The 23,137-nt window shown below is 72.4% G+C and carries 20 protein-coding genes and 3 tRNA genes; 16 read left to right on the top strand and 7 right to left on the bottom strand.

Annotation, left to right across the window (positions count from 1 at the left end):
• Window positions 1–157: 157 nt before the first annotated feature.
• Both J3P30_RS05265 and J3P30_RS05260 read left to right on the top strand, forming a co-directional pair.
• Window positions 158–2,167: a DEAD/DEAH box helicase gene (locus J3P30_RS05265; protein ID WP_210479903.1), complete on the top strand. Its 2,010-nt coding sequence runs from the start codon at window positions 158–160 to the stop codon at window positions 2,165–2,167.
• Window positions 2,168–2,249: 82 nt separating this feature from the next.
• Window positions 2,250–3,878 (top strand): hypothetical protein, encoded by a 1,629-nt coding sequence (locus J3P30_RS05260; protein WP_210479902.1) that lies wholly within the window; start codon window positions 2,250–2,252, stop codon window positions 3,876–3,878.
• A gap of 2 nt (window positions 3,879–3,880) precedes the next feature.
• Here J3P30_RS05260 and J3P30_RS15540 read toward each other — a convergent pair whose 3' ends face one another.
• A complete protein-coding gene (locus tag J3P30_RS15540; RefSeq protein ID WP_210479901.1) occupies window positions 3,881–4,741 on the bottom strand; it encodes an EamA family transporter in 861 nt (286 codons plus the stop codon).
• A gap of 111 nt (window positions 4,742–4,852) precedes the next feature.
• On the opposite strand from J3P30_RS15540, the gene recQ reads away from it, so the two are divergent.
• From recQ to epsC, 8 genes are all read left to right on the top strand, one after another.
• Window positions 4,853–6,697, top strand: coding sequence for a DNA helicase RecQ (gene recQ, locus J3P30_RS05250; RefSeq protein WP_210479900.1), 1,845 nt, complete (start codon window positions 4,853–4,855; stop codon window positions 6,695–6,697).
• Complete coding sequence (locus tag J3P30_RS05245; protein ID WP_246852712.1) at window positions 6,697–7,269, top strand: GNAT family N-acetyltransferase; 573 nt, start codon at window positions 6,697–6,699, stop codon at window positions 7,267–7,269. Before recQ ends, J3P30_RS05245 begins: the two co-directional genes overlap by 1 nt.
• Before the next feature lie 69 nt (window positions 7,270–7,338).
• A complete protein-coding gene (locus tag J3P30_RS05240; protein WP_210479899.1) occupies window positions 7,339–8,886 on the top strand; it encodes an ATP-dependent DNA ligase in 1,548 nt (515 codons plus the stop codon).
• A 109-nt stretch (window positions 8,887–8,995) separates the two neighbouring features.
• Entirely contained in the window at window positions 8,996–9,871 is an 876-nt protein-coding gene (locus J3P30_RS05235; protein ID WP_210479898.1) for a neutral zinc metallopeptidase, read from the top strand.
• A 38-nt stretch (window positions 9,872–9,909) separates the two neighbouring features.
• Window positions 9,910–10,830, top strand: a complete 921-nt coding sequence (locus J3P30_RS05230) for a cation diffusion facilitator family transporter (RefSeq protein ID WP_210479897.1) — start codon at window positions 9,910–9,912, stop codon at window positions 10,828–10,830.
• Between the two features lie 274 nt (window positions 10,831–11,104).
• Window positions 11,105–11,626 (top strand): DUF308 domain-containing protein, encoded by a 522-nt coding sequence (locus J3P30_RS05225; protein ID WP_282593763.1) that lies wholly within the window; start codon window positions 11,105–11,107, stop codon window positions 11,624–11,626.
• 41 nt (window positions 11,627–11,667) lie between these two features.
• Window positions 11,668–12,603 (top strand): cysteine synthase A, encoded by a 936-nt coding sequence (gene cysK / locus J3P30_RS05220; RefSeq protein ID WP_210479895.1) that lies wholly within the window; start codon window positions 11,668–11,670, stop codon window positions 12,601–12,603.
• Complete coding sequence (gene epsC, locus J3P30_RS05215) at window positions 12,604–13,140, top strand: serine O-acetyltransferase EpsC (protein WP_210479894.1); 537 nt, start codon at window positions 12,604–12,606, stop codon at window positions 13,138–13,140.
• A 3-nt stretch (window positions 13,141–13,143) separates the two neighbouring features.
• Here epsC and J3P30_RS05210 read toward each other — a convergent pair whose 3' ends face one another.
• Window positions 13,144–14,301, bottom strand: coding sequence for an SDR family oxidoreductase (locus tag J3P30_RS05210; protein WP_210479893.1), 1,158 nt, complete (start codon window positions 14,299–14,301; stop codon window positions 13,144–13,146).
• Between the two features lie 436 nt (window positions 14,302–14,737).
• On the opposite strand from J3P30_RS05210, the gene J3P30_RS05205 reads away from it, so the two are divergent.
• The gene (locus J3P30_RS05205) at window positions 14,738–16,024 is read left to right on the top strand and encodes a glycosyltransferase family 2 protein (protein WP_246853014.1); all 1,287 of its coding nucleotides are present in this window, start codon (window positions 14,738–14,740) and stop codon (window positions 16,022–16,024) included.
• 15 nt (window positions 16,025–16,039) lie between these two features.
• Here the strand turns inward: J3P30_RS05205 and J3P30_RS05200 are convergent, their stop codons facing one another.
• Complete coding sequence (locus J3P30_RS05200) at window positions 16,040–16,321, bottom strand: hypothetical protein (RefSeq protein ID WP_210479891.1); 282 nt, start codon at window positions 16,319–16,321, stop codon at window positions 16,040–16,042.
• A gap of 176 nt (window positions 16,322–16,497) precedes the next feature.
• On the opposite strand from J3P30_RS05200, the gene J3P30_RS05195 reads away from it, so the two are divergent.
• The 3 genes from J3P30_RS05195 (at window position 16,498) to J3P30_RS05185 (ending at window position 18,741) form a co-directional block, all read left to right on the top strand.
• A complete protein-coding gene (locus tag J3P30_RS05195) occupies window positions 16,498–16,695 on the top strand; it encodes a ferredoxin (protein ID WP_210479890.1) in 198 nt (65 codons plus the stop codon).
• Window positions 16,656–17,942, top strand: a complete 1,287-nt coding sequence (locus J3P30_RS05190; RefSeq protein ID WP_307807402.1) for an FAD-dependent oxidoreductase — start codon at window positions 16,656–16,658, stop codon at window positions 17,940–17,942. The genes J3P30_RS05195 and J3P30_RS05190 overlap by 40 nt, the downstream gene beginning before the upstream one ends.
• A gap of 142 nt (window positions 17,943–18,084) precedes the next feature.
• Window positions 18,085–18,741, top strand: a complete 657-nt coding sequence (locus J3P30_RS05185; RefSeq protein WP_210479888.1) for a hypothetical protein — start codon at window positions 18,085–18,087, stop codon at window positions 18,739–18,741.
• A 427-nt stretch (window positions 18,742–19,168) separates the two neighbouring features.
• Here J3P30_RS05185 and J3P30_RS05180 read toward each other — a convergent pair.
• The 3 genes from J3P30_RS05180 to J3P30_RS05170 all read right to left on the bottom strand — a co-directional run bounded on the left by J3P30_RS05180 (window position 19,169) and on the right by J3P30_RS05170 (window position 19,472).
• Window positions 19,169–19,244 (bottom strand) — tRNA-Phe (locus J3P30_RS05180).
• Window positions 19,245–19,291: 47 nt separating this feature from the next.
• Window positions 19,292–19,365 (bottom strand) — tRNA-Asp (locus J3P30_RS05175).
• A gap of 34 nt (window positions 19,366–19,399) precedes the next feature.
• A tRNA-Glu gene (locus J3P30_RS05170) sits at window positions 19,400–19,472 on the bottom strand.
• Between the two features lie 171 nt (window positions 19,473–19,643).
• On the opposite strand from J3P30_RS05170, the gene J3P30_RS15535 reads away from it, so the two are divergent.
• Window positions 19,644–20,921: a peptidoglycan DD-metalloendopeptidase family protein gene (locus J3P30_RS15535; RefSeq protein WP_210479887.1), complete on the top strand. Its 1,278-nt coding sequence runs from the start codon at window positions 19,644–19,646 to the stop codon at window positions 20,919–20,921.
• A complete protein-coding gene (locus tag J3P30_RS15090) occupies window positions 20,914–22,431 on the top strand; it encodes a C40 family peptidase (protein ID WP_246852711.1) in 1,518 nt (505 codons plus the stop codon). Before J3P30_RS15535 ends, J3P30_RS15090 begins: the two co-directional genes overlap by 8 nt.
• Before the next feature lie 181 nt (window positions 22,432–22,612).
• Here the strand turns inward: J3P30_RS15090 and ppa are convergent, their stop codons facing one another.
• A complete protein-coding gene (gene ppa, locus J3P30_RS05155) occupies window positions 22,613–23,119 on the bottom strand; it encodes an inorganic diphosphatase (RefSeq protein ID WP_210479886.1) in 507 nt (168 codons plus the stop codon).
• Between the last annotated feature and the right edge of the window lie 18 nt (window positions 23,120–23,137).

Below are 23,137 nucleotides of genomic sequence, written 5' to 3'. Positions count from 1 at the left end.
ACGAGAGCGCCGGTGCGTCCGGTGCAGTGATGTGTGTCACTCGGGGCCGGTCTGCCAGCGCAACGCTGGATCCTTCTCGATCGGCCCGGTCAGCGACTGCCCGGGATCCCTCCCGCCGCCGTGTCCGGCGGCCCTTCCCGGAACGGACCTCTCCGTCATGCCCCAGAACTTCTCCCGCTCGGCCTCGTCCGGGCGCTCCGGCGCCCGCAAGGCCGGCAGCATCAGCCCCAAGCACCGCGGCCACCGTCCCGACGAGGCGCCCGCCAAGAACCGCTGGAGCAGCGCCCGCCGCGCCGAGGCCCAGGGACGGCCGGACGAGCGCGCCGAGCGCCGCCCCGATTGGACCCCGCCCGAGCACCGGCCCTCGAGGGGCCGCGTCGCCGGGTGGCGCCCCGGACGCCCGGAGGACCGGCCCGGGAACGAGCGCCGCGACGGCGACGCCCGCCGGTTCGGCGCCGACCGTCCTCGCCGGGCCGAGGAGGAGCGTCCGCAGCGGAGGTCCGCGGACCGCGACGACCGTCGCGTCGGCGACCGTGAGGACCGGCGCCCCGCGCCTCGCGATGACCGGCGCTTCGGCGACCGGGACGACCGGCGCCCGGCGCAGCGCGAGGACCGGCGTTTCGCGGAGCGCGACGAGCGGCCCCGGGCCGACCGCGACGACCGGCGCTTCGGGGACCGGGACGACCGGCGCCCGGCGCAGCGCGACGACCGGCGCTTCGGCCACCGGGACGCCCGCCCCACCGAGCGCCGCACCGGCGGCGACTCCGCGGGCCGGCGCTTCGGGGGTCCCCGCGACGAGAGCGGCCGCCCGCAGCGTGAGCCCCGCGAAACGGGCGAGCGCGAGCGGCGCTACGTGCAGTTCCAGGAGCGGACCCGCGGTCAGCGCCCCGATCACACCCGGCGTGCGGAGCCGAGCGGGCGCCCGGAGCGCCGCATGATCGAGGCCGACGACGTCGTGCACGAGCGCCTCGAGGCCGTCGCGCACGACGCGGAGGAGGCGCAGGGCGTCACCTTCGCCGACCTCGGGCTCGGCAGCAACATCGTCCGTGCCCTGGGCGACCTCGGCGCGTCGTCGCCCTTTCCCATCCAGGCCGCCACCATCCCCGACGTCCTCGCCGGACGCGACGTGCTCGGCCGCGGACGCACCGGCTCCGGGAAGACGATCGCCTTCGGCGCACCCGTCGTCGAGCGCATCCTCCAGGCCGGCGCCGGCACGAAGCGTGCCGCCGGGCGGGCGCCGCGCGCGCTCATCCTCGCGCCGACCCGCGAGCTCGCGCTCCAGATCGACGACACCATCCAGCCGATCGCCCGCAGCGTCGGCCTGTTCACCACGCAGGTGTACGGCGGTGTGCCGCAGGCGCGCCAGGTGGGCGCGCTCCGTCGCGGCGTCGACATCGTCATCGGAACCCCGGGCCGCATTGAGGACCTCGCCGAGCAGGGGCACCTCGACCTCGGCGCAGTGGAGATCGCGGTCCTCGACGAGGCGGACCACATGACCGACCTCGGCTTCCTCGAGCCGGTGCAGCGGATCCTCCGGGGGACGCGGCCCGGCGGGCAGCGGCTCCTGTTCTCGGCCACCCTCGACGCAGCCGTGTCCGCGCTCGTCAACGAGTTCCTCGTGGACCCGGCGGTGCACGAGGTCGCGGGCGAGGACCAGGCGTCCTCGACCATCGACCATCGCGTGCTGCTGATCGACCAGAAGGACAAGCTCCGCCTCGTCACGGAGCTCGCATCGGGTCCCGGCAAGACGCTCGTCTTCGCCCGCACGCGCGCCTTCGCCGAGCAGCTCGCCGAGGACCTGATGGACGCCGGGGTGCCCGCCACGAGCCTGCACGGCGACCTCAACCAGGCCAAGCGGACGCGGAACCTGGAGCGGCTGACGAGCGGCCGCGTGCGCGTGCTGGTCGCGACCGACGTCGCCGCCCGCGGCATCCACGTCGACGACATCGGCCTCGTCGTGCAGGCGGACGCTCCCGAGGAGTACAAGACGTACCTGCACCGCTCGGGCCGCACCGGACGCGCCGGGCGCCAGGGGACCGTCGTGACGCTGATCGCGCGCTCCCGACGCCGGCGGCTCGAGGAGCTGCTCGACCGCGCGGAGATCGAGGCGGAGGTCACCGTGATCCCCGCCGGCGGCGACCTTCCCGCGGAGCTCGTCTCACCCTGACGCTGGGAAAAGGGCCGGGAGGAGGGGAGCGGGACGCGTGGCGCTCCCGACCTCCCCGCCCCGGCGTCTAGTCTTGCCGCCGATGGGTGTGCGGATGCGCTGGCTGCGCCTCGCCGGTCTCGCGGCCGTCCTGGCTGTGAGTGGCTGCTCGATCCTGCCCGGCGGGACTCCGACCCCCACTCCGACGGAGCTTCCGCCCGTGGAGCTCGCGGCGCCCGCCGACGGCCTGACGCTGGTCGCGGAGTCGGACGCCTCCGCCGCCTCCGTCGCGATGAGCCGCGCCCTCTACTCGGCAGCGCCTGCCGCCGTGCTCGCGCCGGCGGGCGACGCGCTGCTGCCGACGGCCGCATCGGCCGCGGTCGCGCTCGGCGTTCCGCTGCTCGAGGTGGGCGACGACGACGCCGTGCAGGAGGAGCTCGAGCGCCTGGGCGCCGAGCGGGCGGTGGTCGCCGGCGACGTGGAGGAGATCTCCGGCGTCGAGTTCGTCCCGCTTCCCGGCTCGGCGGAGGACGCGTCCCGCGCCCTCGGCGTCCGGCTCGCGGCCTGCGAGGCGGAACCGGGGCTCGCGGCCGTCGCCGCTCTCGACCCTGGCCAGCCCTGCCTGCTCGAGGCCGAGGATGCGGGCGACGCCTCTCCGGAACCGACGGCCCGGCTGCCGCGCATCCCCGATGCGGAGCCCGCGACCACGTCGGTGGCGCTCCTCGTCGACGAACCTGCGCAGCTCTCCGCCGCCGCCACCGCTCGCGCCGCCGGGGTGCGCGTCGTGCTCCTGCCCGCGGACGACCCGAACCCGCAGCGCTCCGAGGCCGCGATCTCCGCGCTGAGCGCCGAGGGGACGTCCGGCGTCCTCGCGGTGGGGGCGGCCTTCGCCGACGACGCCCGCCTCGATTGGAAGGTCCGCACCGCCCGCTCCGGATGGCAGCTCCCGGGCGGTGGGCAGCTGCTGTTCCCGAACCACATGCTCGTCGCCATCTACGGCACTCCCGGCGCGCCCGTCCTCGGGGTGCTCGGCGAGCAGGACCTCGGCGCGAGCATCGAGCGGGCCCGTTCGCACGCCGCGCCGTACCAGGCCCTCACGACGCGCACCGTCGTCCCCTCGTTCGAGATCATCTCGAGCGTCGCCTCCGCCTCCGCCGGTCCCGACGGGAACTACTCGAACGAGATCGACATCGCCACGATCAAGCCGTGGGTGGAGGAGGCGGGCAGGCAGGGCCTCTACGTCGTGCTCGACCTTCAGCCGGGGCGCACCGACTTCGCGACCCAGGCGCGCCAGTACGAGGAGCTCCTCGCCTACCCCCATGTCGGCCTCGCTCTGGACCCCGAGTGGCGGATCGGGCCCGACCAGGTGCACCTCGTGCAGATCGGCAACGTCGGCGCCGACGAGGTCAACACGGTGATCGCGTACCTCGAGGAGCTGACGGACCGGCTGTCGCTCCCGCCCAAGCTCCTCGTCCTGCACCAGTTCCGGCTCGACATGCTCCCGGATCGTGAGCGCGTCAATCTCGCCAGCCCGGCGGCGACCGTCCTCGTGCACGCGGACGGGCAGGGGTCCCAGCCCGCGAAGCAGGACACCTGGCGCACGCTGCGGGAGGGGTCCCTCATCCAGTGGTGGGGCTGGAAGAACTTCTACGACGAGGACGCGCCCGTGCTCTCGCCCGAGGAGACCATGGCCCAGGTGGTCCCCGCGCCGGACCTCGTCACCTACCAGTAGGACTAACCGAGCGCGAGGAGCACCGCGGCGCCGAGGGCGAGCACGAGGCCTGCCGCCTGCACCCTGCTGATCCGCTCCTTGAGGACGAGCGCGGCCAGCACGATCGTTCCGGCCGGATAGAGGGCGGTGAGCACGGACACGACCGTGAGCTCGCCGGTGCGGACGCCCGCGAGCAGCAGCGCGTTCGCGACGGCGTCGAGCGCGCCGCAGAGGAGCGCGAGCTCGAGCCCCCGGCCGGGGCCGCGCAGCGGTGCGCTCCGGTGGCGGATCGCCAGGACCGCGACCGCGGTCGCCATCAGCAGGGCGTTCGCAGTCCGGTTCGCGAGCAGCGGCACGATCCCGGAGTCGTCGGGGGCCGCGTCGAGCAGCACCAGGAAGACGCCGATCATCGTGCCGGAGCCGACCGCCATCGCGACGCCGCGCAGCGTGGCGCGGGCCGCGGTGCGCTCGGGCACGAGCGCGACCAGCACGACCGCGACCAGGGCGGCGGCCAGTCCGATCGACCCGAGAGGGCCGACGCGCTCGCCGAGGACGAAGCCCCAGCCCATCGGTACGACCGCGGACACGAGTGCCGTGATGGGCGCCAGCACGCTCATCGGCCCGATGGCGAGGCACGCGTACAGAAGGGACAGCGCGACGGCCCCCGCCACCCCGGAGAGCGCCCCGGTCAGCAGAGCCTCGGTCGACCAGTGGCCGCCGAGCAGCGGGAGCGCCAGCACGAGGACGACGAGGCCGGAGAGGGCCGCCAGGGCGGCGGCGCGCACCGCCCCGATGTGCCGGGACGCCAGCCCGCCGAAGAAGTCCGCGGCGCCGTAGACGATCGCGCCCGCCACACCGAAGAGCGCGGCGAGGAGGGCCGACACCCTCCCATCCTTCCAGTACGAGCAGGCGCTCCGAGTCCGCTGTGCGGAAGACGCGGTCCGGTTCTCCGCATTCCGCCGGAGCGGCCGGCGCCGTCCGAGGGCCGGGCTACCATGGCCCGCATGCCCGACGCCGTCCTCGAGAGGGAGCCCCTCGAGATCCTCCGCTCGGTGTTCGGCTACGACGCCTTCCGCGGGGACCAGGCCGCGATCATCGACCACGTCACGGCGGGGGGCGACGCCGTCGTCCTGATGCCGACCGGGGGCGGCAAGTCGCTCTGCTACCAGATCCCGGCACTCGCCCGGCCGGGCACCGGCGTCGTCGTCTCGCCGCTCATCGCGCTCATGCAGGACCAGGTCGACGCCCTGCGCGCCGTGGGCACGCGTGCGGAGTTCCTCAACTCGACGCAGGACGCCGGCGAACGCTCCCGGGTCGAGGGGGCTCTGCTCGAGGGCGCGGTCGACCTCCTCTACGTCGCGCCGGAGCGGCTCGCGCTGGAGTCCACGCGGCGGCTCCTCGACACCGTGGCGGCGCGGGGCGGGCTCTCCGTGCTCGCCATCGACGAGGCGCACTGCGTCAGCCAGTGGGGCCACGACTTCCGGCCGGACTACCTGACCCTCGGCGACCTCGGCGAGCGCTGGCCCACCGTGCCCCGCATCGCGCTCACCGCCACGGCCACCCGCGCCACCCACCGGGAGCTCGTCCACCGGCTCCGCCTCGACGGCGCCTCCTCCTTCATCTCGAGCTTCGACCGCCCGAACATCCAGTACCGGATCGTGCCCAAGGCGGACCCGCGCCGCCAGCTGCTGCAGTTCCTGCGCACCGAGCATCCGGGCGACGCCGGCATCGTCTACGCGCTCTCACGGGCGAGCGTCGAGCAGACGGCCGACTTCCTCGCCTCGAACGGCATCCCGGCAATGCCGTACCACGCCGGACTCGACGCCCGCGTCCGTGCACGGAACCAGCAGCGCTTCCTCCGCGAGGAGGGGATCGTGATGGTCGCGACCATCGCGTTCGGCATGGGGATCGACAAGCCGGACGTCCGCTTCGTAGCCCACATCGACCTGCCGAAGTCCGTCGAGGGGTACTACCAGGAGACGGGCCGGGCGGGCCGCGACGGGCTGCCCTCGACCGCCTGGCTCGCGTACGGGCTGCAGGACGTCGTGCAGCAGCGCCGGATGATCGACACCTCCGAGGGCGACGCGGCCCATCGGCGCCGCCTCTCCGCGAACCTGGACGCGATGCTCGCGCTCTGCGACACCGTCGAGTGCCGCCGGTCCCGGCTGCTCGCGTACTTCGGCGAGGAGGCCTCGGGGGACTGCGGCAACTGCGACACGTGCCTCCAGAAGCCCGAGACCTGGGACGGCACGATCCCCGCGCAGAAGCTCCTCTCCACCGTGGTCCGTCTGCAGCGCGAGCGCGGGCAGCGGTTCGGCGGGGGCCAGATCATCGACATCCTCCGCGGCAAGGAGACGCCCCGCACGCGGCAGCACGGGCACGAGCGACTTGCGACCTGGGGCATCGGCGGGGACCTCTCGGAGCAGCAGTGGCGCGGCGTCCTCCGGCAGCTGCTCGCCCAGAACCTCCTCGGTGTCACCGAGGACGGCTACGGGACGCTCGTCCTGTCCGCCGGCAGCGCCGAGGTGCTCTCCGGAGCCCGCCAGGTGCTCCTCCGGAAGGATCCGGATCGTCCCGACCGCGTCCGGTCCTCGGGGCGCAAGCCGGCCGCGGACCTGCCGCCCGAGGCCGGGCCGTTGTTCGAGCGGCTGCGCGAGTGGCGCGCCGGCGAGGCCCGCGAGCAGGGCGTGCCGGCCTACGTCGTCTTCAACGACGCGACCCTCCGCGAGCTCGCGACGGTCCGTCCCGGGGATCTGGCCGCACTGTCCGGCATCACGGGCGTGGGGCAGGCGAAGCTCGAGCGGTACGGGGACGCCCTCCTCGGGGTCCTCGGCGCCTGATGCGCACGGCCCGGCTCCTCCTCCGCCAGTGGCGGGAGGAGGACCTCGAGCCCTTCGCGCACCTCAACGCCGACCCGGAGGTCATGCGCCACTTCCCCGCCCCGCTCGACCGGGCGGCGAGCGATGCGCTCGCCCAGCGAGCCCGGCAGCACCTGGACGAGCACGGGTGGGGGCTGTGGGCGGTCGAGGTCCTCGACGGGCCGCACGCGGGCTTCGTGGGCTTCACCGGTCTCGCCCGTCCGCGCTTCGAGGCGCACTTCACCCCGGCGATCGAGGTGGGCTGGCGCCTCGCCCGGCCGGTCTGGGGGCACGGCTATGCGACCGAGGCGGCGCAGGCGGCGGTCGCGTTCGGCTTCCGCGAGCTCGGCCTCGAGGAGATCGTGTCGTTCACCGCCGTCGGGAACGCCCGGTCCACGGCCGTGATGCGGCGCCTGGGGATGACGACCGACCCCCGCGAGGACTTCGACCACCCCGCGCTGCCGGCCGGTCATCCCCTGCGCCGACACGTCCTGTACCGGCTGCCGCGGTCGGCCGAGGCGCGGGACGACCGGAGCCGGGACCTCGGCGCCTGATCGTTCCGGCCGGATCCGCTGCCGTTGCGCTCCCGTGCACGCGGCGCCGTCGCCCAGCATGATGGCACTGTGCTGCTCGCCGACGTCGCCGCGACCTCGTCCGCCCTCGCCGCGACGCCGTCCCGGCTCCGGAAGCGCGCGCTGATCGCGGACCTCCTGCGCCGCACGGGAGCGGACGAGGTGCCCGTCGTTGCGCGCTATCTGAGCGGCGAGCTGCGCCAGCGCCGCACCGGGCTCGGCTGGCGCTCGCTCGCCTCCCTGCCCGCCCCGGCGCCGAAGCCGTCGCTCGAGGTGCTCGCGGTGGACGCCGCGTTCGATCGCATGGCGGCGCTGTCGGGCTCCGGCTCGAGCACCGCCCGCTCCGCGCTCGCCGCCGAGCTGTTCGCGGCGGCGACCGCCGAGGAGCAGCGGCTCCTCCGCGGCCTCGTGACCGGTGAGCTGCGCCAGGGCGCCCTCGACGCCCTGCTCCTCGACGCGGTCGCCGAGGCGGCGGGGGTGCCGGCGGATGCGGTGCGCCGGGCGGCGATGCTCGCGGGCGCCACGGAGCCGGTGGCGGAGGCGGCGCTCGCCGCCGGCTCGCCGGAGGGCGCGCTCGCGGCCCTGTCGGCGTTCAGCCTGACGGTCGGCCGGCCCGTCCGCCCGATGCTGGCCGCGTCCGCACCCGACGTGGCGACGGCGGTCGCGGGCTTCGGCGGGCGCGAGGTCGTCGTCGACGCCAAGCTCGACGGCATTCGTATCCAGGTGCACCGGGATGGCGACGACGTGCGCGTGTACACCCGGAGCCTCGACGACATCACGTCGCGCGTGCCCGAGCTGGTCGCCGCGGTGCGCGGGCTGCCCGTGACGGCCGCGGTGCTCGACGGGGAGGCGCTCGCCCTGGACGCGAACGGGCGGCCCCGGCCCTTCCAGGAGACGTCCGCCCGCACGGCGACGAGCGACGCCGAGATCGCCGCCGCCACGGCTCTGACGCCCTTCTTCTTCGACGTCCTGCACCTCGACGGGCGGGACCTGCTCGACGTCCCGCTGACCGAGCGGCTCGCGCTCCTCGACGCCGTCGCGCCGGGACATCTCGTCGACCGGGTGGTCACGACCGACGCCGCCGAGGCCCAGGACGCCTTCGCTCGCTGGGTGGGCGCCGGCCAGGAGGGCGTCATCGTCAAGGACAGTGGATCCGCCTACGAGGCCGGCCGCCGGGGCGCCGCGTGGGTCAAGGTGAAGCCGCGGCACACGCTCGACCTCGTCGTCCTGGCCGTGGAGCGCGGATCGGGCCGGCGCAGCGGCCTCCTGTCGAACATCCATCTCGGGGCCCGGGACCCGGCGGGCGGCTTCATCATGCTGGGCAAGACGTTCAAGGGCATGACCGACGAGATGCTCGCGTGGCAGACGGAGCGCTTCACGGAGCTCGCCGTCGAGGACGACGGCTGGACGGTGCGGCTGCGGCCCGAGCAGGTGGTCGAGATCGCCTTCGACGGGCTGCAGCGCTCCAGCCGCTATCCCGGAGGACTCGCCCTGCGCTTCGCCCGGGTGCTGCGCTACCGCGACGACAAGACGGCCGGCGAGGCCGACACGATCGACACCGTCCGCTCGCTCGCCGGCCCTCTTGAGCCCGGCCCCTGACGGCACCGCCCCCGCCGCGCCGAGGCGCCACTGAGGCAGGACCCCAGGAGTCGTCAACCCCTCCGCCGATCCCCGTGGTCGGCGGCGGCGCCCCGCTACCGTCTCCCCCATGACCTTCAACGACGGCGCCCGGCTGGACCCCAGCAAGGTGAAGCGGCGTCGCCGGGCCGCGGGAGTCGGAGCCGGAGCCGGCGGACTCGGCGTGATCGTGATCTTCCTCGCGTCCCAGCTCCTCGGCGTCGACCTGACCGGCCTGGTCGGCGGCGGCGGGGTGCCGGGTGGCGGGACGCAGAGCGAGGACCAGGCGCTCGAGCAGTGCCAGACCGGTGAGGACGCCAACGAGTCGGTCGAGTGCCGGATGGTCGGCGCGGCCACCTCGCTCGACGACTACTGGGCGGAGGCGGCCCCGACGATCGGTCTCACCGACTACGTCACGCCCGGCTTCTTCCTCTTCTCGGGGAGCACCGACACGGGCTGCGGCAGCGCGACCTCGGCCGTCGGGCCCTTCTACTGCCCCGCCGACACGTCCATCTACATCGACACCGGCTTCTACGAGGACCTCCGCACCCGGTACGGGTCGAGCGGCGGCCCCCTCGCGCAGCTGTACGTCGTGGCCCACGAGTGGGGCCACCACATCGAGAACCAGCTGGGGATCCTCGAGCGGTCCCGCGACGGGCAGACGGGCCCGACGTCGGCGGGCGTGCGGGTCGAGCTGATGGCGGACTGCTTCGCCGGCGCGTGGACGGCTGCGGCGTCGGGCACGGAGGACCCGTCCGGACGGCCTCTCCTCGAGCCGGTCACCGATGCCCAGATCCGCGACGCCCTCAGCGCCGCGGCCGCGGTCGGCGACGACCGCATCCAGGGGACGGACGCGAACTCCCACACGTGGACGCACGGGTCGAGCGAGCAGCGCCAGCGGTGGTTCCTCACCGGCTACCAGGGTGGCGCAACGGCGTGCGACACCTTCGCGGTCGAGGTGCCCTGAGTGCCGAACGAGGACGCGCGGAAGGGAAGAATGAGCGCATGAGTGCATCCGGAGGAACCAAGGCAATCATCGCGGCCCTGCTCGCGAACCTCGGCATCGCAGTCACGAAGTTCATCGCGGCCTTCTTCTCCGGCTCGGCGTCGATGGTCGCGGAGGGCGTGCACTCGCTGGCCGACTCCACGAACCAGCTGCTCCTCCTCATCGGCGGCCGCCGCGCTCGGAGGGCGCCGACGCCCGAGCACCCCTTCGGCTACGGCCGGAGCCGGTACGTATACGCCTTCATCGTCGCGATCATCCTGTTCTCGGTCGGCGGGATCTTCTCCCTCTACGAGGGCGTGGAGAAGCTCACCCACCCGCACCCGCTCGAGGTCCCGTGGCTGCCCGTCGTGGTGCTGCTCATCGCGATCGTCCTCGAGTCGTTCTCCCTCCGCACGGCCGTCGTCGAGTCGAACCACGTCCGCGGCAACCAGTCCTGGGTCGAGTTCGTCCGCCGATCCAAGGCCCCCGAGCTCCCGGTCGTGCTCCTCGAGGATCTCGCCGCGCTGCTCGGCCTGGTCTTCGCGCTGTTCGGCGTCAGCCTCGCCTGGGCCACGGGCGACGTCTACTGGGACGGCATCGGCACGATCCTGATCGGCGTGCTCCTCATCGCCGTCGCGGTCATCCTCGGGCTGGAGATGGCGAGCCTGCTCATCGGCGAGGGCGCGAACCCCGGCGACATGGACAGGATCCGGGCCGCCATCCTCGAGGGACCGGAGGTGGACTCGATCGTCCACGCCAAGACGCTCTACGTCGGCCCGGACGAGCTCCTGGTCGCCGCGAAGGTGTCGATGGCGGCCGCCGTCACCCTCGACGACATCACGGCCCGCGTCGACGCGGTCGAGGCCCGCATCCGAGAGGCGGTCCCCGTCGCCCGGATCATCTACCTCGAGCCCGCGGTGCTCCAGCCCGCTCGCACCTGAGCCTGCACGGACCCGGCGCTGCACGGATCCGGCGCTGCACGGATCCGGCGGGACTGCACGGATCCGGCGGAATCGCCGACACGCCGTCCGAGACACGGCTCAACTCGGCGTGCCGGCCCGATCGCCGGATCCGTGCAGACCGCGCAGAGCGTGCAGACCGGGCCGACTGCGCGAGCGGGGGCGCGACTGACAGACTGGGCACGACCCCGCCGAGGAAAGGACAGTGATGACGACCACTCCTCCGTCTCCGGTCACTACGACGGACCGCCCGTGGATGAGCCGCGTGCACAGGGGCCAGATCGTCGCCATCGCGGTGATCGGCATTCTGCTCGGCGTCATCGGGCTGATCTTCCCCGGCGCGACGCTGTTCACGGTCGCCGTCCTGTTCGGCAGCTTCCTCGTCGCCGCGGGCATCTTCCGCATCATGGCGTCCGTGACCGCGGAGGAGCTCTCAGCTCCGCTCCGCTGGCTCAGCGCGATCCTCGGGGTCCTCGTCGTCATCACCGGCGTGCTCTGCCTCCTCGATCCGTGGGGCTCGCTCATCGTGCTCGCCTTCGTCATCGGCATCGGCTGGATCGTCGACGGCGTCATCGACTTCATGGCAGGGCTCAAGCACGCGATCCGGCCCCGCTGGTTCGGCTTCGTGAGCGGCATCGTCTCGATCGCAGCCGGCGTGGCGATGTTCGTGCTCCCGGCCGCGGGCGTCGCCGCCCTCGTCACGATCGGCGCCGTCCTGCTCATCGTGGTCAGCGTCACGACGCTGCTGATGATCCCGCGCAGGGCGCGGACCGCATAGACCCCCTCTCCCCCTCAGTCCCTCTCTCGGAAGGAAGGCCCTTGGCCCGCATCCACTCGTCCATCACCGGCGCCTTCGGCCGGACCCCCCTCGTCCGGCTGAACCGGGTGACGGACGGGGCTGCCGCCACCGTGCTGGCGAAGCTCGAGTTCTACAACCCGTCGGCGAGCGTCAAGGACCGCATCGGCATCGCCATCGTCGATGCCGCGGAGGCGTCGGGCGAGCTGAAGCCCGGCGGGACGATCGTGGAGGCGACCAGCGGGAACACCGGCATCGCCCTCGCCATGGTGGGCGCCGCCCGCGGCTACAAGATCGTGCTCGCCATGCCGGAGACGATGAGCACCGAGCGACGCATGCTTCTGCGCGCATACGGCGCCGAGCTGGTGCTGACTCCCGGGTCGGAGGGCATGAAGGGCGCGCTGGCCCGCGCCGAGCAGCTGGTGGCCGAGACGCCGGGCGCCGTCCGCGCGCGCCAATTCGAGAACGAGGCCAACCCCGCCGTCCACTACTCGACGACGGGCCCCGAGGTGTGGGAGGACACCGACGGCGCGGTCGACGTGTTCGTCTCCGGCATCGGCACCGGCGGCACGATCACGGGAGCGGGCCGCTACCTCAAGGAGCAGAAGGAGGGCCTGACCGTCGTCGCGGTCGAGCCGAAGGAGTCGCCCATCCTCAACGGCGGCCAGCCGGGTCCCCACAAGATCCAGGGGATCGGCGCGAACTTCGTGCCGCCGATCCTCGACCGCGAGGTGTACGACGAGGTGATCGACGTCGACATCGACGAGTCGGTGGCCATGGCGCGCCGCCTCGCCGCGGAGGAGGGCATCCTCGCCGGCATCTCGTCGGGCGCCACCGTGCACGCCGCCGTCCAGCTCGCGAAGCGCCCGGAGAACGAGGGCAAGACCATCGTCGTGGTCCTCGCGAGCTACGGGGAGCGCTACCTGTCGACGGTGCTCTACCAGGACCTCGCGGGCTGAATGGGCGTCCGCGAGGACGTGGCGAGCGCGCTGGCACGCGATCCCGCTGCTCGGACGAGGGCGGAGGTCGCGCTCACCTATCCCGGCCTGCACGCGGTCTGGGCCCACCGGCTCAGCTCCCGCCTCTGGAGGTCGGGCCTGCGGCTGCCGGCGCGCATGCTGTCCCAACTCGCTCGGTTCCTCACCGGGATCGAGATCCATCCCGGAGCCCGCATCGGACGCCGGCTGTTCATCGACCACGGCATGGGCGTCGTCATCGGGGAGACCGCGGAGATCGGCGACGACGTGCTCATGTACCACGGGGTCACGCTGGGCGGCACGAGCCTCCGGCACGAAAAGCGGCATCCCACCGTGGGCGACCGCGTCGTCATCGGTGCCGGGGCGGCGCTCCTCGGTCCCATCACGATCGGTGACGACTGCCACGTCGGCGCGGGGGCCGTCGTGCTCTCCGACGCGCCTCCGGCGTCCCTGCTCGTCGGGGTCCCCGCCGTGCCCCGGCCCCGCAGGGCCGAGGCCGACAGGATCTCGGGAGGCTGAGCGTCAGCGGGCGCGAGCCGACAGCAGGCGCTTGGCGAGGGCGGCTCGGCCGACGACCCGCACCGGCGCCGGCGCGCGCTTCAGCCGCTTGGCGAGGGCGGCGCCGCCGACCAGCCGGACGGGCGCCGGAGCCAGCTTCAGCCCCTTCGCGAGCGCCGCGCTGCCCACGAGGCTGAGCGGCGTGCCGCTCCGCAGGAGGCGGGACGCGAGCAGCCCGCCGCCGAGGAGACCCGCCCAGGTCAGCAGACCGCGGCGGGCGGTCCGGGTCTTCCCGTGCCAGCCGCCGCCCACCTCCGGGTCGGAGGGGTCCGTCACGGGCTGGTACAGCGTCCCGGCCGTGTCGGCGGCCGACTCCTTCCGTGACAGGTGGGTCTTGTCGACCTGCACCGCCATCTGCGCCTCCACCGTGCCGGGGGTGACGCGGTGCTGCTTGACCATCGCCTTGCCGACGCCGCCTACGACGACCTCGTCCCGGGGCGCCTTGGCGAGGTCCCGGATGGCGAGAGCGACCTTGTCGGCGCTGTAGACCGGCGGCATCGCGACGACCTTTCGCCCCGAGTAGTTGGCGGCGTGCCGGAAGAAGGGGGTGTCGATCGTCGCGGGCAGCACGGTGGCGACCTTGATCTTCTTCTGACCCTGCAGCCACAGCTCCTGGCGCAGGCTCGTGCTGAGCGAGCGGACGGCGGCCTTCGACATGGCGTAGGGGGCCGTGTACGGGCCGGGGACCTCGGCGACGATCGATGACACGTTGATCAGCACGCCGCGGCCCTGTCCCGTCATGACCTCGAGCGCCGCTCGGGCCCCGTAGACGTAGCCCATGACGTTCACATCGATGAGCCGCCGGAAGTCGTCCAGGGGGATGTCGAGGAACGGCCCGTAGATGCCCACGGCCGCGTTGTTGACCCAGACGTCGATCCGGCCGTAGCGCTGCACCGCCGCGTCGGCGAGCGCCTGGACCGCGCCGGCGTTCGACATGTCCGTCGGCACGGCGATGCCGTCGCCGCCGCGTGCGCGGCACTCCTCGGCGAGCTCGGTGAGCGCGTCCTCCCGCCGGCTCCCCAGCACCACGGCCCACCCCTTGTCCGCGAAGCGGAGGGCGGCGGCCCGTCCGATCCCGCTCGACGCTCCGGTGATCACGGCGACTTTTCTCTCGCGCGGCATACGTCCTCCTCTGGTCGAAGGTCCAGCGTCAGCCCGGATGCGGGGGAGGGTCAATGGGTTGCGGGGGGAGCCGCAGGACCTCCTCGTCCGTCTCCGGACCCCGCGAATTGGGGGGCGTTTCCCGACCAAGTGCACAGACCTGTCTGCTTGCCCCGGCAGTGGCATATCTAGTTGCCTGTGCTTCGAGGTTTTACCCGAAGCCTCGATCTCCGGCTTACCCGAAGCCGTGATTTCCCGATCGCTTACCCACTCCTGGCAGGCATTCATGTCCGCATTGCACAGGGAGTCCTTCCCTGCCCATTTCCGCGAGCCCGACAGCATCCTTTCCGGCTATTCCCGTCGTCTCGACCGCATCACCCCTTCGGCTGTCCGAGAGCCGCGCCGCGATTGGCGCGTCGCCTTCCTCTCCGGATACCGGCTGCGCGTCGTCGTGACGATGATCGTGATGATCGTGGCCCTCTATCTCCTGCAGGACCTGCTGTGGCCGAACACGGCCCGGCCGGGAACAGTGTGGGAGCACATCTGGGCGGCCGGCGCGGTCGTCTGGCTCGGCGCCGTCATCCCGGGGATCCTCGGGCTCTGCGGCCTTCTCAGCTTCCGTCAGCCCGAGGACCTCGACGAGGTCCCGCCGATCGACAAGCTCGTCGTGTTCCGCATCGTGACCCGCGGCACCAACGTCGAGGCGGTGAGCGACACCATCCGCCGGTGTGTCACCGAGATGGAGCGGTCGCCGCTCTTCCCGTATCTCGTCGAGGTCGTCATCGAGCACGCCGTCGGTGCCGAATTCCCGCAGGGCGAGAACATCCGCTATCTCGTCATCGATCCCGAATACACGACGCCGAAGGGTTCGCTGTACAAGGCGCGGGCCCTGCAGTACGCGCTCGAGCACTCCGACGTCCCGGACGACGCGTGGCTCGTCCACCTCGACGAGGAGACCCAGCCGACCTCGTCCGGCATCAAGGGCATCGCGAAGATGATCCGCGAGGAGGAGGCGAGCGGGCGCCTGCGCGTGGGTCAGGGCGCGATCCTGTACCACCGTGACTGGGAGCGTCATCCCGTCCTGACCCTGGCCGACAACGTGCGGACCGGCGACGACTTCGCCCGGTTCCACTTCCAGCACCGGATCGGGCGCACGCTCTTCGGCCTGCACGGCAGCTACATCGTCGTCCGGAACGACGTCGAGAAGCGGGTCGGATTCGACTTCGGACCCGACGGCTCCATCACCGAGGACGCCTTCTGGGCGCTCGTGCTCATGGAGCAGGGAGGACGGGCCCGCTGGGTCGAGGGCTACCTCGAGGAGCAGTCCACGCGCAGCTTCTCGGACTTCGTCAAGCAGAGGCGGCGCTGGTACCAGGGCCTCATGAAGGTCTCCCTGCACGCTCCGGTCAAGCTGCGCTGGCGGCTCAGCATCGCGACCAACACGATCCTGTGGACCTTCGCGCCCTTCGCGATGCTCTACACGATCTTCCACGCCTTCTTCGGCTTCGAGGTCGAGCCCTGGATCCGGTTCCTCGCGAACTTCTCCTTCGCGTCCTTCACGACGCTCTACGTCGTGGGGCTGCGGGCGAACCTCGACGAGCACGGGATCACGAATCCGGTGACTCGCATGGGCTGGACCGCGATCCAGATCGTCGGGATGCCGGTCTTCAGCGCGATGGAGGCGGCGGGCGTGCTGCTGGCGATCGTCAAGCCGGTCGCCGGCTTCCACGTCGTGCAGAAGTAGCGGCGGCGGCGGGCGTCACGGCGTCCGCCGCGGCCCGGTCCTTCCGGAGGCTCGGCGCATCGGCAGAAGCACCAGTGGAGCGCACACCACGGTCACGACGAGCGCGGTGAGGAGCCAGCCCCGGAAGACCGTCGCCAGCAGCAGGACCGCAGCGGCGATCAGCGCGATCCGGAGGGCTCTCCTCACGGGGGAGGCGCCGGAGGCGGCGTGGCCGGCAGCCGGCATGGTCCAGCGCGCGGTCGCGTCGTCGGCGAGCTCGGCATTCCGGGCGCGCGGCACCACGAGAACTTCCCCCATGGCGCCGACCCTACGGGCGCGCGGAGGCGCACTGACAGCCCGAGAACGGGGCACACGGCCGGTGCTGTCGACCATGCGCGTGCCATGACCGTGGCGGCCGGTCGGCCTCTTCAGAGCCCTGTCGGACAACCCGTGGCACGATCGTCCTTGCGCTCATCGAGTTACGGAGGTCCCAGATGTTGAAGGTCGACGTTGATCGGACGCAGTGTCAGAACTTCGGGCAGTGCGTCCTCGAAGCCCCGAACGTGTTCGTCCTCAATGCCAAGGACGAGATGGAGTACACCCCGGTGGTCGACGACTCCGAGCTGGAGAACGTCGAGGCCGCGATCGACGTGTGCCCGATGCAGGCGATCTCACTGGTCTCCGGGAGGTAGGCGCTGAGGTGGGCCTCCTGCCCGTAGTCATCGTCGGAGCATCGCTCGGAGGTCTGCGAAGCGCTGAAGCGCTCCGGCGGTCCGGGTACGCCGGCCCGATCACCGTCTTCGGCGACGAGCCGCACGCGCCGTACAACCGACCTCCCCTGTCGAAGGACGTCCTCGGAGGAGGAGACGTGACGCACGCGTCCGTCGCCTTTCCCCAGCGGGCGGCGACGGCGGACGTCGATTGGCGACTGGGCACGCGCATCGCGTCGGCGGACCTCGAGAGGCGGCTCGTCCGCACCGCGGACGGGACGGAGGTGCCCTACCGGGCGCTCATCGTGGCGACGGGGCTCCGGCCCAAGCGGCTGTCCGCTCGCACGGAGGGGCTGGCCGGGACGTTCGCACTGCGCACCCTCGATGACGCCGGCGCCCTGAGCGACGCCTTGACCCCCGGCACGCAGGTCGTGATCGCCGGCTCGGGCTTCGTCGGATGCGAGGTGGCGGCGACCGCTCGGCAGCTCGGATGCGAGGTGACCGTCGTCGGCTCCGGGAAGCTCCCGATGCTCGGACCCCTGGGGCCGGCGCTCGCCGAGGAGCTCATGCGCCGTCACGAGGCGCACGGCGTCCGCTTCCGCCTGGGGACCCACGTCGCTGAAGCCCTGGGACAGGACGCAGTTGAGGGCGTGCGACTCGCGGACGGGTCGGAGGTCGCCTGCCAGGTGCTCGTCGAGGCGATCGGGTCCCTGCACAACACGGAGTGGCTCCACGGGAACGACGTGGACGTGGACCAGGGCCTGCGCACGGACTCGGCGATGCGCGTGCTGCGAGCCGACGGACGCCCCTGGGTCGACGTCTTCGCCGTCGGGGACGTCGCCCGCTTCCCGAACGCGATCTACGGAGACGTCCCTGCGTCGATCGAGCACTGGAACATCCCGACCGAGACGGCCAAGAGGGCCAGCCGGATCCTCGCGATGCAGCTGGCCGAGGATCCCGACGTGGATGCGGCGATCGCGGAGCGGTTCGCCCCGGTTCCGTCCTTCTGGAGCGACCAGTACGACATCCACCTCCTCGCCTACGGGCTGCCCGCCCTGGCGGACCGAATGGAGCTGCTGGCGGGGCGGACCGACGGCGAGTGCGTGTACGGCTACTTCGTCGGCGCGCGCATGGTCGGCGTCTGCGGCATCGGAATGCGCTCCGAGGTCATGAAGTTCCGGGAGGAAGTGTCCCGCTACGGGCATGTCGCGATCGGAGAGCCGGCCTGATCCGCTGCTGCAGCTGCAGCTGCCGCTCGGCGTTCGCCAGCGCACCGGTGCGGCCGTCATGAGCGCGCCCAACGTGAGCGGCGCCGTGAACGGATAGATTTCACGCGGCACATCGCCGCATGCACCTGGGGGACAGCATCGCATGACGACTACGGCCTCGCCGCCTTCGGCGACCCCGTCCGCGCCCAAGCTCGCGAGGCAGACTCCCGTATGGGCGAAGATCCTGCTCGTCGTTCTTGTGCTCCTGCTCCTGGCCGCAACCGCCTTCGCCGGTCTCACCGTGGGCAAGTTCCTCGGCGCGGCGGAGTCGCGCGACACACAGGTGATCCGCTCGATCACCCGCGAGGAGCAGGTCATCCTGGTGACCGCCGGAGTCACCGACGTCATCGAGGAGCGCGGCGACGGCCTCGATGTGTTCGGGCTGTTCACTGTGCCCGGCAGTGAGAGGGCGATGTTGCTGCGCTACGAGTACGACGCCAAGTTCGGCGTGGAGGGCGGGGACGTGTCCATCACCAGGACCGGCGACAACGCCTACCTCGTCTCGATCCCGGCCTTCGCCTTCCTCGGGTACGAGAATCCCGACGTCTCGATCGCGAAGGAGGAGAACGGCATCCTCAGCTGGACAACGCCCGAGATCGACAAGTTCGAGGTCATCGAGCAGGTGCTCACTGCCGAGGCGGTGGACTCGCACCTCGACGGCTTCCGTCCCGTCCTCGAAGAGCAGGCGCGCGTCTTCTACTCGGGCATCATCACCGCCATCGACCCCGCCATCACGCTCGAATTCGAGTTCGCGGGATGACGACCGACCGCACCTGACCTGGAGACAGCGGCGCGACCTCGCCGACTCCTGGGGTCACGAGCCTCCGGGCGTCCTCCGCACCCTGACCGAACGACGGATGCGCAAACCAGGACGGGCATAGCCAGGTGGCGGTTGGTGGCCGTCAGGTGACGGAGAGGGCGGATTCGGCGACGCGGTCCGCCAGGTCGTGCCCCCGGCCCCGAACGCGCACGTAGCAGTCTCGCGTGAGCGAGCCCGCGAGCGCATCCGAGTACGAGAACGAACGAGGCTGTCGCGTTGTGCGCCGGCGCTGCCTCCGACAACCGCCCCCAGCTGCAGCTGCAAGGCCGCCTCAACGTCCAGCAGGAAGATGCCGGTCGATCATCACGGCTCAGCGTCGCCGGACCTCCGGCTGACATGGGAGAAGCCCGGCGAACCGGGCTTCTTCTGGTGGCTCCGACGGGCGTCGATCCCGTGACCTCACGATTTTCAGTCGTGCGCTCTACCAACTGAGCTACAGAGCCGAGTGCCGGGATGCCCGACGCGTGAACGCGGCTCTCGCCGCATCTCGCGACCCTGACGGGACTTGAACCCGCGACCTCCGCCGTGACAGGGCGGCACGCTAACCAACTGCGCTACAGGGCCATGTTCTGTTGTGTGGTTCTCAGTCTAGGGCCTGTGACCCCAACGGGATTCGAACCCGTGTTACCGCCGTGAAAGGGCGACGTCCTAGGCCACTAGACGATGGGGCCGAATCCCGTGAGAACTCAACGACGGTCAAGCATAGGGCAGGATGGTGTTCTCGCCCAATCCGAGGGCGATGCCGCCGATCGCGCCGCGCCGGGTCCTCCGACGCGTGCCCCGTGAACGGGGAGTTACCGTCGATCGGCTCTCGAAGGTTGACTGGAAGCGGGGTGATCGGGGTGAGCAGAGGTGCATCAGCGCGCCGTTTCGGTGCTGCAGTAGTCGTCGTCCTCGCCGCGGTCGTCGGCGGGGTGGCGTCTCCGGCGTGGGCCGTCGACTACCCGACCTGGCAGGACGTCGAGGCCGCGAAGAAGAACGAATCCGCGAAGGCGGCCGAGATCGCGCGCATCGAGGGGCTCATCGCCGAGTCGCAGCGCAAGGTCGCCGAGACGCAGGCCGTCGCCGAGCAGCGGGGCGCCGAGTACCAGGCCGCCCAGAACGCGTTCGACGCCGCCGACTACAAGGCCAACCAGCTCCAGGCCGAGGCCGATCAGAGCGCCGCCGAGGCCGAGACCGCCAACGCGCGGGCCGGCATGCTCGCCGCCCAGCTGTACCGCTCCGGTGGCGGCGCCGAGCTGAGCGCGAACCTGTTCCTCGAGAGCGACGGGGGAGCGGACGAGCTCCTCGCCCGCCTCGGCCAGGCGAGCAAGCTCACCCAGATCAACGAGGGTGTCTATGCCGCCGCGCTGGCCGCGCAGAACACCGCGCAGTCCCTGACGGATCAGGCGGAGGTCGCCCGCGACGAGCGCGAGAAGCTCCGGGTCGAGGCCGAGCGGCTGATGCAGGAGGCGATCGCCGCCAACGAGGCCGCCCAGCAGGTGCTCGCCGAGCAGGAGGACCTCAACATCGTGCTCGAGCAGCAGCTCGCCGCGCTCCGGGACGTGACCGCCCAGACGACCGCCGCCTACCAGGCGGGCGTGGAGGCGCGGCGCAAGGCGGCCGAGGAGGCCGCGCGTGCCGAGGCCGCACGGCGCGCGGCTGCCGCGGCCAGCAGCGGCGGCGGCGGTGGGGCCAGCAGCTCCCGCGACCGCGGCCAGCTGAGCTCGCAGGGCTGGGCGAAGCCCGCCGCCGGCCGCATCACCGACCACTACGGTCCTCGCCCGGGACGGCCCGCCGGCGCGAACCCCATCCACGGCGGCACCGATATCGGCGCCTCCTGCGGCTCGAACATCTACGCCGCCACCGGCGGCACGGTGCAGTACGCGGGCCCTCTCGGCACCTACGGGAACTGGGTCCTCATCCGCCACGGGGACGGCGTCAGCACCGGCTACGCACACATCCAGAACGGCGGCACCTACGTCCGCGTCGGCGACCAGGTCTCCGCGGGTCAGGTCATCGCGGCCGTCGGAAGCACCGGTGCCTCGACCGGATGCCACCTGCACTACGAGGTCCGCGTCGACGGAAGCCAGATCGACCCGGTGCCGTTCATGAGCGCGCGCGGTGCGCCGCTTGGCTGAGCGCCGCTGGCCGCTGCGGCGCAGCAGGGTCCTCCGGCCCGAGATGGCGCTCTCCGCCGTCGCCATCGGCGCCGTGACCGCGTCGGTCGGGGTCGTGAGCGCCGAGGCGGCGCCGGACTACCCCTCCTGGGAGGAGATCCAGGACGCGAAGCGCGACGAGGCGGCGACGCAGGCCGAGATCGACGCGATCGACGAGCTGCTGACGGGCCTCGAGAACGCCGCCGCGGACGCCGGGCGACGGCAGCAGATCGCGGACGAGCGGTTCCGCCTCGCGCACGACGGCTTCCTGAAGGCCACCTCTCGTGAGGAGGAGCTCGTGGAGGCGTCGGCCGATGCGGAGCAGCGGGCCTCGATCTCGAAGATGCGCGCGGGCCTCATCGCGGCCCACCTGTCCCGGACGGCGGGCGGCGACCTCGGTCTGAACCTCGCGCTCGACGCGAAGGCGGAGGGGCTGCTCGACCAGCTCACGGCGATGGGCAAGCTCAGCGAGCAGTCGCGGACGATCTACGCCGCCGCCCTCAGCGATCGCAACCTTGCGGACTCGCTCGGTGAGCAGGCGCGCGAGGCGCGCATCGAGCGCGAGCGGCTGGCGCGGGAGGCGGAGGAGGCGCTCGACGCGGCGGGCGAGGCGGCGGCGGCGGCTCAGGCCGCCTTCGGCGAGCAGCAGGCGCGACAGGGCGAGCTCTACGCCCAGCTCGCGCTGCTCAAGGACTCCACCGCCGAGGCGGAGGCCGCCTACCGGCAGAGCCTCATCGGAACGCGCCCGGGAGCCGGTGGCGGAACTGTGGCCCCCGTCCCGTCCGTCGGATCCGGATCCGGCGGCTCCGCGGGCTCGGGCTCGTCGGGGACGGGCTCGTCGGGGAGCGGCTCGAACGGCACAGGCTCCTCCGGCACGGGATCGACCGGCTCCGGCTCTCCGGGCTCCGGCTCCAGCGGCACCGGCTCGACCGGCACCGGCTCGACCGGCACCGGCTCGACCGGCGGTTCGGGCGCCACCACTCCTCCGCCGCCACCCGCGACCGGCGGCACCTCCGGTGGCGGCTCGACGGCTCCGCCGGCGACGGGCGGCGGGACGCCCCCGCCCCCGCCCCCGCCCGCTCCAGCCGTCCCCGCGCCGCCCGCCCCCTCTCCCGGAGCGGCGGCCTCGGCGATCGCCTTCGCGCGCGCCCAGATCGGCGACCGCTACCGGCTCGCGGGGTACGGGCCCGACGAGTGGGACTGCTCCGGCCTCACGAAGGCGGCGTACGCCTCGGCCGGGATCTACATCGGCACGCACTCGGCGACGAACCAGTACAACTACGCGGCGGCGCGTGGCCGGCTCGTGCCCTACGCGCAGCGCCAGCCGGGCGACCTGATCTTCTACAGCTCGGGCGGCGGCGACATGTACCACGTGACGCTCTACACGGGCGGCGGGATGATGGTCGAGGCCCCGTACGCGGGCGTCCCGGTCCGCGAGGTCCCGGTCCGCAACGGCGACCGGGTCGCCTACGTGGCCCGTCCCGGCGCCTGATGCCGCCACCCGCTCGCTCAGCAGGAACCTCGCATCCGCTCAGCAGACGGGTAGCTTCCGCTCAGCAGGCAGACCGGTACCTGAGCAGGCGGAAACGCACGTTCTTCTCCTGCTGAGGTACCGACCTTCCTGCTGAGCGAGAGGGACCCTCCTGCTGAGCGGGGGAGGGAGGGGGGAAGCGTCAGTTGCCGGGGACGTGGCCGCCGGTCTGGCGGTAGCGCTCCTGCGCCTCCACGACGAGGCGCTCGGCGGCCTCGGCGCCCTCCCAGCCCTCGACCTTGACCCACTTGCCGGGCTCGAGGTCCTTGTAGCGGGCGAAGAAGTGCTCGAACTCGTTGCGCGTCTGCTGCGGGACGTCGTCGAGGTCCTGGATGTGCGTCCAGCGCGGGTCCTTGTAGGGGACGGCGACGATCTTCTCGTCCATGCCGGCCTCGTCGCTCATCTTGAGCACGCCGACGGGGCGGACCTTCACGCCCACGCCCGGGAAGACCGGGTACTCGAGCAGCACGAGCGCGTCGAGCGGGTCGCCGTCGCCGCCCAGCGTGTCCTCGAAGAAGCCGTAGTCGACGGGGTAGACGAAGCTCGTGAAGAGGACGCGGTCGAGGTACACCCGCCCCGTCTCGTGGTCGACCTCGTACTTGTTGCGGCTCCCCTTGGGGATCTCGATGACGACGTCGTACTCAGCCATGACGGGGGCTCTCCTGAG

Origin of the sequence: Naasia sp. SYSU D00948, from assembly GCF_017916515.1 — a bacterium.
Classification (GTDB): domain Bacteria; phylum Actinomycetota; class Actinomycetes; order Actinomycetales; family Microbacteriaceae; genus Naasia.
The sequence above is the reverse complement of the archived record's forward strand: the minus strand, read 5'-3'. Positions and strand labels throughout refer to the sequence as shown.